The sequence below is a fragment of the Moorena sp. SIO3I6 genome, from assembly GCF_010672095.1.
The window spans coordinates 1-1,031 of the sequence record NZ_JAAHHU010001737.1 but is presented as its reverse complement, the minus strand read 5'-3'; the positions used below and the strand labels follow the sequence as shown (position 1 = coordinate 1,031).

The window sequence follows — 1,031 nt, the reverse complement described above, 5'->3', positions numbered from 1 at the left end:
GATTTCCCCAGTTTGGTTTTCAGGGTAGATGTTGACAGGTTAAAAGTTTGGTGAGTGCCAGTATGACCATTATCAGATAAATTATTAGACAATTTATCTGATAATTTTATATCATGAGTATCAATCTGGTGACCATTGTTATCCTTAAGGGAGTTATTCTGAGGAGGGATTTGAGTCATGGAATACGCCCAATTAATTAAAAATAGGTAGTTTATCGTTGTGAAGACACCCAGGGTTTGGACATCGCTGCCACCATTGCCTAACTCGGGGTGACTGATAAATTTTAGGAGTTACAATCACAGAATTCCCCGTCAATCTTGTTGAGAACACAGTTACTTTTAAAATCGCAATTAACAATTAACAATTAACAATTAAACATTAACAATTAACTAACAACACTAACTCACCTTGAACTTGCCTACACTATCTTGCAGTTGCTCGGCAACTGTAAGCAGTTGTTTAAACGAGTGGGATACCTGCAACGCTTCTATGGAAGTATGATTAGCGATCGCTGCCACATTAGTCATCGTCTGAGTCACTGAAACGCTTGTTTGAGTTTGCTCAACAGTTACGCTAGCGATCGCTTCGACCAACTCATTAATCTTGACCATTACTGTAGTGATTTGATTCAAACTCTGCCTGGTGTCATCCACCAGTTTTGTTCCTCCTACCACTTGTTCAGTACCAGCTTCCATGGCAGCTACCACCTCATTAGTTTCCATCTGGATTTGTGCCACAATTTTTTCAATTTCTGCGGTTGCTTCTGCTGATTGATGGGCTAAGGCTCGCACTTCATCAGCAACCACCGCAAAGCCTCGACCTTCTTCCCCAGCACGAGCTGCCTCAATAGAAGCATTTAACGCTAGCAAGTTGGTTTGAGCTGCAAAGTTACTAATCAGGTTAACTACTTTAGAAATCTTTTGGGAGGATTCCCCAAGGCGTTTGACCTTCTTGGCAGTGCTGCCTACAGTTTCCCGAATCGCCATAAAGCCTTCCACAGTGCGGTTCATAGCAGTATCCCCAGCTTCGAC

General features: G+C 42.2%; 1 protein-coding gene. It reads right to left on the bottom strand.

The genetic code is table 11. The annotated features are described in order from the left end of the window. Positions 1 to 398 precede the first annotated feature (398 nt). On the bottom strand, positions 399 to 1,031 hold a 633-nt coding region (locus tag F6K49_RS52740; RefSeq protein ID WP_293111096.1), incomplete at its 5' end, for a methyl-accepting chemotaxis protein.